This window comes from Ligilactobacillus aviarius (assembly GCF_001654615.1).
Taxonomy (GTDB): Bacteria; Bacillota; Bacilli; order Lactobacillales; family Lactobacillaceae; genus Ligilactobacillus; species Ligilactobacillus aviarius_B.
On the sequence record NZ_LWUD01000031.1, the window covers coordinates 1 to 11,690 of the forward strand.

Sequence of the window (11,690 nt, forward strand, 5' to 3'; positions counted from 1 at the left end):
GTAACTGGCTTCTTGTCCGGTTCACTTGGCTTGTGTTCCGGTGTTGCTGGTTTATCAGCCGTGTAGACGACATTGACAACTTGATCAGTTGAATTTACTGAAACGTTGTTTTCAGCTTCAACTGTCTTTTGCGTTGGCGTGTAGCCCTTCACAGTTGGCGATTCAACTGCGTTGTAGCTGTCACTGCCGCTTGGTTGCCAGTCAGTGTAAGTTACTTGACCCGTAACCTCGTTGACCGTTGCGCTCCGCGTAAACGTGATCGTTTGCGTTACGCTTGGAGCCAACTGTTTACCGTTCGCATCCACGTAATTGATCGTCCGGGTAACCGTCTTCGTTAAGTCAAGCTTCTTCGGATTATTTTCCGGCGTATAGTTGCTTGTCTTTTCCGTAAACTTGATCGTGAAGTGTTGGGTTACTCCGTCTTCGCCAAAGATTTGTCCGTTTGTTGGATAATCATTGCTTACCAACTGGTAACCTTCACTTTCGTACTTATCAATTACTGCTTGTGGATCGTAACTTGACGTTGAATCGTATGGACCGGTCAACGTTGCGGTTGACAATACCTTGCCGGTTGTTTCATCAACGTATGTTACCGTTGCGTTTTCCTTGTTTGCCGTGTAAACAACGTTCGTTACGGTGTTCGTTGCCGTTGCTGGAACGTCATCGACCGCGCCAACTTGGGTCGTGCTTGGCGTGTAACCCTTAACGGCTGGTGATTCAACTGCGTTGTAATCATCGTTGCCACTTGGTTGCCAGTCAGTGTACGTTACTTGACCTGTAACTTCGTTGACCGTTGCGTTCCGCGTAAACGTGATCGTTTGCGTTACGCTTGGAGCCATCTGTTTACCGTTGGCGTCCACGTAATTGATCGTCCGGGTAACCGTCTTCGTTAAGTCAAGCTTCTTCGGATTATTATCCGGCGTATAGTTCGTTGTCTTTTCCTTTAACTGAATGATGTAGTGTTGAACAACTCCATTTTGGCCAAAGACTTTGCCATTTGCTGGATAATCGCTCTTTACAAATTGATAGCCTTTGCTTTCATACTTATCGATCACTGCTTGTGGATCATAATCTGAAGCTGTTCCAAAATCACCCGTTAAATCATCTGTTGATAAAACTTTGCCAGTTGTGATATCAACATATGAAACCGTCGCCTTTTCTTTATCAAGGTCATACGTTACGGTTTGCGTGATATTCGGATGATTTTCAGCAACGTTATCCACTGCGCCGACCGTTTGGATATTCGGAGTATAGTCCCGAACCTTTGGTGAAGCAACTGGTGCAAAATCATCTGCCCCTTCAACCTTCCACGGTGAATATGTGACTTGGTGAGTTACTTCATCAACCGTTGCGGTCCGTCCAAACGTGATCGTTTCAATCTTACTTGGTGCAGCTTGATCACCGTTTGCAAATTGATACTTGATCGTCCGGGTAATCTTGTGACTCAATGTCAATCCCATTGGGTCGTTATCTGGCGTCAAAGTTTCAACCTTATGCTTCAACGTGATCGTGTAGTTCTTCACCGTTCCATCCTGGTTGAAGACGACGCCACCTTGTGGATAATTGTCGCTAACAACTTCATAGCCTTGATTTTCAAGCTGCTTGATCGTTGCCGCTGGACTGTAATCTGACGTTGAACCGAATGGGCCCGTCAAATCAGTAACTGAAATTGTCTTCCCCGTTGTTGCATCCACAAATGTAACCGTTGCTTTTTCTTCGTTTGGAGTATAAACAACGTTCTTCACAATGTTACTTGCATTGGCAGCCACGTTATTCACAGCTCCCACTTGAGCAACACTTGGAGTGTAACCGGTGATCGTTGGTGAAGCAACGGCTGGGAAATCGTCATTGCCAGCTGGCGTCCATGCGCCGTAAGTTACTTTGCCAGTAACTTGGTCTTTGGTTGCTGTCCGCGTAAACGTTACCTTGTTCGTTACGCTTTGAGCGGCTGGTTTACCGTCCGCATACGTATAAGTGATCGTTTCGCTGACAGTCTTCGTTAAGTCTGCAACATTATCTGGATTGCTTGTTGTTGAGTCGCTTGTCACTTTGTGTTTCAAGTGAACAACATACTTATTCACATGTCCTGGATTGTTGAAGACTTCACCGTTTGCCGGATAGTCATCGCTGACTAATTGGTATCCATGATTTTCAAAGTTCTTGATTTGACCTTGAATATCGTAGTTGGCCTTTGAGCCGTATGCTCCTGTCAAAGTTTGTTTGTTCAAAACTTTACCAGTGGTGTCATCAATGTACGTTACCGTTGCTGTTTCTTGGTCAGCAGTATACGTGACAACCGTTGTTTGATCAGCACTTGTTGGGGTAACTTGCACTGGACCAACAACTGATTGACTTGGCGTATATCCTGTAATCGTTGGTGAATCAACGGCTGGGAAGTCATTGCTTGCAGCTGTCCAGTCACTATACGTTACTTTGCCCGTAACATCGTCTTTCGTTGCTGTCCGGGTGTACGTGATTTGAGCAGTATGCGGTTGACTTGCTGTTGTGCCATCAGCATATTGGTACTTGATCGTTTGGGTGATCGTGTGACTCAAATCTAAGTGATCCGGATTATTCGTTGCTGTTTCCGTTGTTGTCTTGTGTTTCAAATGGATCGTAAAGCTTTGCACTTTGCCATCTTGATCGAAGACAACTCCACCTTGTGGATAATCATCGCTGACAACTTCGTATCCTTCGCCTTCAAGCTGCTTGATCGTAGTGGCTGGACTGTAACTTGAAGTTGTATCATATGCTCCGGTCAAGTTTGCAACCGTAATTGTCTTACCGGTCGTATCGTCAATATACGTTACCGTTGCCTTTTCTTGGTTTGGAGTATATGTCACCGTGGTGGTGTAATCTGGGGTTGCTTCACTCACGTTGTTGATTGCATTCACAACGCTTTGACTTGGCGTGTACCCCGTGATTGCTGGACTGTCAACTGCTGGGAAGTTCGTCCCATCAACTGGCGTCCATGCACCATAAGTTACTTTCCCTGTAACATCGTCTTTCGTTGCATCCCGGTGGAATGTTAACGTAACCGTCTTGCTTGGAGCGGCTTCCTTACCGTTACTGTATACGTACTTGATCGTCTCGGTAACGGTATGATTCAAGTCTAAGCCGGTTGGGTTGTTATCGTCCTTGTGCTTCAAGTAGATATTGTAGTTCATAACCGTTCCGTCTTGACTGAAGGTTGCGCCGCCTTGTGGATAAGAATTATCAACAAGTTGATATCCTTGATTTTCGTAATCTTGGATCTGTTGTTGCGGATCGTAGTTGGCCTTCGTATTATATGCGCCGGTCAAGGTTACGACTTGCAATGTCTTTCCCGTCGTTTGATCAATATACGTTACCGTAATTTTTTCCTGGTTTGGCGTGTAAACAACGGTTTGGGTTGAATTTTGATCACCTGGTTTAACTGCAATTGCTGCTGTTTGAGCAACACTTGGAGTGTAACCCGTAATCGTTGGTGAAACTTCTTGTGGGAAGTTGCTGATTGCCGGTGTCCATGGAGTGTACGTGATCACGCCGGTTACATTGTTCTTCGTTGCGTCCCGCGTAAACGTTACACTTGCCGTCTTTGAATCGGCCGCCGTTATCCCATCTTGATACTGATACTTAACGGTATGCGTTACCGTGTCTGTCAAATCAAGCTTTTCAGGATTATTGCTTGGTGTATATTGCGTTGTTGTTTCAGTTAAGTGAATTTGGTAAACCTGTTGTTTGCCATCTTCACCGAAGATTGCCCCGTTTGCTGGGTAATCATTGCTTACTAATTTATATCCTTGCTTTTCGTAGCTTTGGATCTGACTATCTGGGTCATAATCCGACTTCGAGTTGTATGCTCCACTCAATGAAACGGTCTTGATCACCTGACCAGTTGTGTCGTCAATGTATTGAACACTTGCTGTTTCCTGATTTGGAGTATACGTTACCGTGACATTGTCCGCCGGAGTATTGACGTTAACTCCCGTAACTGCCGAAACGACCTTCTTATCTGGGGTGTAACCCGTAATTGCTGGTGAATCAACGGCTGGGAAACTTGTCTTTCCGCTTGTCCAAGAAGTATAGGTGATCGCTCCCGTTACTTGATCCTTCGTTGCCGTCCGCGTAAAGGTGATCGAAGTTTTCTTCGTTGGAGCAGCCTGCTTGCCGTTGCTGTATACATAGTTGATCGTTTGGGTAACGGTCTTTGCCTGCGTTGATTGGGTCGTCTTATGGGTCAATCCAATCGTGAAGTTTTGAGCCTTGCCGTCTTCGTCAAAGTTTACTCCATTTGAAGGATAGTTATCGCTTGAAACTTCGTAACCTTGAGCTTCATATTGTTGAATGACACTTTGCGGGTTGTATGAATCGGTTGTTCCATATGCGCCCGTCAAGGTTACCGTTTGCAATGTCTTGCCGGTTGTTTCATCAACAAATGTAACCGTTGCTTTTTCTTGGTTTGGTGAATAAGTTACAGTTTGAACATTGTTTGCAGATGTTCCCGTCAAATTATCCACAGCAGTTGTTGCTGTCGGATTTGGCGTGTAGCCCGTGATCGTTGGTGAAACAACTGATGGGAATGAGTTGCTTCCCGTTGTGGTCCAGTTTGTGTAGCCCACGATCTTGCCCGTAACGTTATCCTTCGTTGCGGTCCGCGTGAAGGTAATTGAAGTTGTCTTCGTTGGCGCAGCTTGCTTACCTGTATTGTAAACGTATTTAATCGTTTGCGTTACCGTGTTGCTGAGATCAAGGCCATCCGGGTTATTTGTTGGCGTTTCGGTTGTATAAGTGTGTTTCAAATGAACCGTAAAGTGTTGCACTTCACCGTTTTCATCGAACTTAACTCCGCCATTTGGATAGTTATTGCTTACAAGTTGGTAGCCTGCTTTTTCAAGCGTACTGATTTCAGATGCTGTTGAGTAATCTGAAGTTGAGCCGAATGCCCCGGTCAACGTAACCGTCTTGATCGTTTGGTTCGTTGTATCGTCAACATACGTTACCGTTGCCGTTTCTTCATTTGGCGTGTACGTAATCGTTTGCGAGCTATTAGCACTTGTAGCTGTTACCCCTGAAACTGCCGTACTTGAAGTTGCACTCGGAGTGTAACCGGCAATTGTTGGCGTCGTCACTGAACTAAAGGTTCCAGATGCTGGACCCCAGTTGCTGTATGTGATCGTTCCCGTAACGTTATCCTTCGTTGCGGTCCGCGTAAAGGTAATCTTTTGCGTATTATCCGGTTGAGCTTGACCGCCGGTACTGTATACGTAATGAACTGTATGCGTAACCGTATTGCTTAAGTCAAGACCAGCTGGGTTATTCGTTGAAGTATACGTTGTCGTTCCGTGTTTCAAGGTAACCGTATAGGTTGGAGTTACCCCATCTTGACTGAATGTAATTCCGTTAGCTGGAACGCCATTGTTTACAAGAACGTATCCTTGTTTTTCATAACCTTGAATTACAGATGTTGGATCGTATGCAGTTGTCCCATCATAAACCCCATTGACCGTTACAGTTTGAAGGGTCTTGCCAGTTGTTTGGTCAACATACTTCACCGTTGCCGTTTCCTTATTTGGCGTATACGTAATCGTTTGAACGTTATCCGGTGTACTTTCAGTCACATTATCAACCGCTGTTGAAGCCGTTGCACTTGGAGTATAGCCGGTAATCGTTGGTGATTTGACTGCTGGAAAATCATCGCTTGAACTTGCAACCGTCCATGGCGTATACGTAATTGCCCCAGTTACTTCATCTTTCGTTGCCGTCCGGTTGAACGTAATTGAAGCCGTTGCGTCCGGAGCAGCTTGTTTCCCATTACTGTATACGTAATGAATCGTTTGCGTTACCGTGTGCTTCAAATCAAGTCCATCTGAATTTGAAGGCGTAAAGGTTTCCGTTGCTTCTTTCAAGTGAACTTGGTAGTTTTGCACAACCCCGGCTTTACCGAAGACTGCCCCATTTGTCGGGTAATCATCGCTGACTAATTGATAGCCTTGCTTTTCATATGAGTCGATCGTGGCTTGCGGATCGTAATTTGAATCCGTGTTGTAAGCCCCCGTCAATGTTTCGGTTGATAACGTCTTTCCGGTTGTATCGTCAATAAACGTTACGGTTGCCTTTTCTTGGTTGGGGGTATACGTAACCGTAACCGTTGAATTTGAATCCGTTGCTGCTACTGGTGATGCTGCCACTTGGGTTTGGCTTGCAGTGTAGCCCGTAATTGCTGGTGACGTTACCGCTGGGTATTCAGCGTTGCCCGTACTTGTCCATGCAGTATAGGTAACCTTCCCCGTGACGTTATCCTTCGTTGCCGTCCGCGTAAACGTTACGGAATTCGTTACTGGGTTAGCTGCTTGCGAACCGTTTTGATATTGGTAATTAATCGTCCTGCTAACCGTCTTTGTCAAATCAAGGTTATCGGGGTTGCTTGATGGGGTCTCAGTTGTTGTCCCGTGTTTCAAAACAATTTGGTATACCTGATTTGAACCATTTGTAAACGTGATTTGGTTATTCTTAACCCCGTTTGAAACTAATTGATAGCCCTTCGCTTCAAGCGCTTTGATCTCATCTGCTGAATCATAGCTGACGGTTTGACCAAATACACCATTAACGGTGTCAGTCTTAATGATCGAGTTATTGTCCGTTTGATCAATGTATTCGATCTTCGCTGATTCGTCATTGGCGTTATACGTAATTGTTTGCGTATTATTGCTTGCACCTGGAGCAACCGTAACTGCCGTTGATGAGGCTGCACTTGGCGTGTAACCTGCAATCGTTGGTGATGTTACGGCCGGGAAACTCCCGCTTGCCGGGGTCCAAGCGCCATAAGTAACTTGCTTTGTTACGTGGTCATATGAAGCACTCCGGGTAAATGTAACCGTCGTTGTCTTCGTCGGAGCAGCTGTTTGCCCTGCTTTTCCTGTATTTGAACCGTAAACATAGTTAATCGTTTGGTCAACTGTGCTTGATAATCCAGCAACGTTATCTGGGTTATTGGTTGTTGTATCTTGTGTAATATTGTGCTTCAAAACAATCGTAAAGGTTGGGTCAGCCCCATCCTGATTGAAGGTATAACCATCCGTCGGGTATCCGTTTGAAACTAAAAGATATCCTTGCTTTTCATATGACTCAATTTCACTTTCAGGAGAATATGATGACTTGGTATCATAGGCTCCCGTTTCTGTAACTGTATCTAAAACTTTATTGTTTTCTGTTTGATCAACAAACTTAACCGTAAACTTCTCCTGATTTGGATTGTACGTTACGGTAACCGTTGAGTTGGTTGAACTTGGGGTAATGTTGCTTTGAGCAGCCACCGTTGCTTGATCAGGTGTATACCCCGTGATCGTTGGGGATGTTACTGCTGGGTATTGACCCGTTGTTGGTGTCCATGCCCCGTATGAAATTACCTGATGCGTTACCTGGTCAACCGTTGCTGTCCGCGTAAATGTAACTGTCTTGGTTACTGAATCAGCAGCCTTTGTTCCAGCTAATGAACCGGCATCCTTGCCGTAAACATAGTTAATCGTTTCACTGACCGTCTTTTGCAGATTATCAGTTGGCAAATTATCTGGATTGCTTGAAACCGAATCCGTCCGGGTCGCATGTTTCAAAACGATCTTATATGTTGGCGTTGTGCCATCATAGTTAAAGTCGATTCCTCCAACTGGAAGGTTATCACTGACAAGTTGGTATCCTTGTTGGATATACTTCATCAATGTTGGAGCCGGGTTATAACTGCTTTGAGTTCCGTAATTTCCCGTTAAGGTTACTGATGACAATACTTTGCCCGTTGTTTCATCGTAGTATTGAACAATTGCGGTTTCCTTATTCGGTGTATACGTGATGGTTTGCGTATTATCTTCCGGATTATCTGGATTGACCGTAACCGCCGTACTTTCAGTTGCACTTGGGGTATAACCCGTGATCTTTGGTGAAGCAACTTGAGGGAACACTGAACTAGCCGGGGTCCATGCACCGTTCGTGACAACTCCAGTAACGTTATTCTTTTCAGTTGGCCGCGTGAATGTGATCGTTGTTTCATGCGGATCAGCAATTTGATTGCCGTTTTGGTCAACATAGTTGATCTTTTGCTTTACCGTTTCGGTTTGCGTTGAATCGGTAATCCCTTCTGTAAAGTCGACCGTGTATGTTGATGCACTCTTACCAAAGGTAATGCCAGTTGATGGGAACCCATCCTTAACCAAGACATAACCCTTTGATTCTAACTGGCTGATTGCATTCTTTGTTGAGTAATCAGATGTCGAACCGTAATTTCCTTTTAATGTAACTGATGTAATTAATTGACCAGTTGTATCATCAACGTATTTAACCGTGACTGATTCTTGAATCGGGGTATAAATGACCGTTGTTGGCGCGATCGTGTCGCCTTCTTCAACGTCCGTTACCGCAGGAACAACGCTGACCGATGCCGTGTAACCTGTAATCGTTGGCGATGTTACGGCTGGAAATTCATTCGTTGATGAAGTCCATTGACCATAAGTATATTGGTTCGTTACATTATCACGCGTTGCTGTCCGCGTAAATGTAATCGTTGCGGTATGCGGCGTTGCTGCCTGTTTCCCGTTAGAATATTGATAATTGATCGTTTGGGTAACCGTTGACGTTTGCGTCGTTGTGGTCGTTCCGTGAGTAAAGTAAATGTTGAATGTTTGCGTACTTTCGTTAAATTCAATCGTTGTTCCACTTGGAACATCACTCTTTGCCTTATCGAGAACATACCCGTTATCTTCAAATCCTGCAATGTACTTTTGCACATCGTTTGGAATCGTTGTTCCGTGATCACCGCTTTGGGTTGTTGTATAAACTAACTTACCGCCGTCAGTTTCATCATAATAATTAAAGACAACTGTCCCTTGGATCGGGGTGTAAACGATTGTCTTTGAAATATTAGCGGTCGTTGCTGAAACGTTTGTGATCATCGGCACTTGGGATTCATTCGGGGTATAACCGGCAATTTCCGGTGCGTCAACAGCTGGGAAATCAACCTTACCGCCAACTGGTTGCCATGCAGTATACGTCCCGTTGCTATTCTTTGTCCGGGTAAACGTAATTGTTGCGGTATACGGATCCTTTAATTGGTTTCCGTTTTCGTCAACAAAGTAAACGGTTTCTGTAACCGTTGTTTTCGTATCTGATTGTGGTGTTTGGGTTCCGCCATTCTTTGTGTAAATAATTGTTTCCGTTGAATCAGCACTATCAGATGAAATTGGAACTACTCCGCTTTCTGCCTTACTTGGCGTGTATCCTGCAATCGTCGGTGATTTCACTGACGGAAATTCAGCCGGATTAGTCGTGGTCTTCCAATTTGAATATGAAATTGCCCCCGTAACGTTATCCTTTGTCGCTGTCCGCGTATACGTAATTGTTTGGACAACACTTTGAGCTGCTTGTGATCCATCAGCATAAATATATTTAATCGTGTTCTTAATTGTTTTTGTCAGATTTGGCGAATCTGGCGGAAGAACAGTCGATGTATGTGTCAAATCAACTTCGTAGCTTTGGCTATCTGAATTAGTGAACACTAACCCCGTTGACGGAATCGTACTCCGTTCAACCTTATAGCCTTCTTTTTCGTATTGAGCAATTACGCTTTGATAATCATAGTCTGGTTTGGTACCGTAACCACCTTGAAGAACCTTCGTTGACAATACTTTACCTTCGTCGGCATCGTAATACGTAATTGTCATTGATTCTTGGTTTGGATTATACGTAACTGTTTGGTTATCACTGCCACCTGGCGTTGCCGTTACGGCCGGAACCGTAACTTGGCTTGGAGTATAACCCGCAATCGTTGGTGATGTTACGGCTGGTAAACTCGTTGAATCGCTGGTTGTCCAGTTGCCAACTGTTTGCACACCCGTAACTTCGTCAGTTTTTACTGTCCGGGTAAAGGTTACCGTTGTGGTCTTCGTTGGTTCGGCTTGACTACCATTGGCGTATTGATACTTGATTGTTTGCGTATACGTTGATGTTTGCGTTGTTGTATCAATTTTATGGTTCAAATAAACCGAATACGAAGTTGCTGAACCGTATGAAAGCACGCCGTTTGATGGTAAGTCTGAACCTGAAATTTCATATCCCGGCATATTTTCGTTAACGTATTGTTGAGCATTATAATCTGTATTTGTGCCGTATGAAACCGTCACGGTATCTGAATCAACAATCGTTCCTTCTGATGGATCAATATAATTGATCGTTACCTTTTGGGTATCAGGGGCATACGTATACGTTACCGTTTGGGCGCTGCTTGTTACCGTTCCCGTTGCATTACTTGGATTTTTAACCAAGTGGTAACCCTTAAACGTTTCGGCACTTGTTGAGTATGTGTCACCGATGTATGGCGTTGTATCCGTATCGCCACTTGGTGAAGTATAATCAGCTGTTCCTGTTCCTAAGGTCTTGCCGCTATTTGTAACGTATTTAACGGTTACAGGTTGTCCTTGTTTCCGCGGGATAGGTTTGAAAAAAAGTGTATAGTATCCAATAAATTCACCATTACCATTACCATCATCACTACTGATTGTAATTGGCCAATCATACATATATTGGTATCCTTCATTTTCAATTGTCTGGATAATAGGTTTAATATTTTCCCTTACTTGATTCCCATATAAATTTGACATTCCGATTGGGGAATGAATAATCTTTCCATTCGTTGACATAAAATAAAATGTCCAATCCCCATAAGTATAATCATCAGCACTTGAATCTAACATTGAATTCAATGAACGCAATTTAGATAAATTTTCAACTTTAGCAGATTCTTTTAAACTTGTCGCATTATCATTTGCTTGGTCTTCTTCGTCATTCTTCCGGTTAGCGATCACCGGTGTACTTTGAACGAGCTTTGTTCCGGCATTGGCACCTAAAACAGAATCTTCCTTGTTTGTGAGATCACTTGCCAATGCTTTATCAGCCGTTACGCCAGCAATCTTGCCCATTGAACTTGCAGTTGAAGCACTTGAAGAATGCTCTGCGCTCTCCTTTGAAGCGCCAACTGAACTTGATGAACCTTGAACGCTTGAAGAGTGCACTGAAGAAGCTTCTTCACTTGATGAAGATGCTTGCTTGCTGCTTGATGATTTCACAGCTGATGATTGTTTGCTTGTTGATGAAGCTGAACTGATTGATGAGCTGCTTTGAACCGAACTTGAAACTGATGAATCAGTTTGAGATTGTGATTCGCAGCTTGAACTAATTGAACTTGATTTTTGACTAGCACTCGCTTCAATCACTGAACTTGCAACTGATTGCGGTTGCATGTGAATTGAAGAAAATGACCGGGCATTGATTTTTGACGCACTTGAAGAGGATACTTCTTCGACTTCTTCATTGCGACTGCTTGATGAAATGTTTGCAGCATGAACTGTGCTGACACCGGCACCAATTCCTAATGATAAAAAGGTAATTGACGATGCCACCCAAAACTTGCCTTTCTTATATAACTTTACACGATTATAACGATTTCCAATATAACTCTTACTTTTCATTTTATTCTCCCAATTAAATTATTTTATATACTATATCTTAATCTAACCCTTATAACTACTTATTAGTTTTACATAGAAGATTATATCAGTTATTTATACTTGACCAAATCATAAGCCTTTATATTTAGGCTTTTTAACTAATTTTTAAACTTTAAATAAAAAAGGAAATTTGATTTTCAGGGTCTATAACATTTAGTA

1 protein-coding gene is annotated in these 11,690 nt (G+C 43.6%); it reads right to left on the reverse strand.

Features of this window, described 5'->3' with window-relative positions:
• Window positions 1–11,492 (reverse strand): mucin-binding protein (locus A3O17_RS05300; protein WP_064572385.1); only part of this gene is annotated, 11,492 nt, incomplete at its 3' end.
• Between the last annotated feature and the right edge of the window lie 198 nt (window positions 11,493–11,690).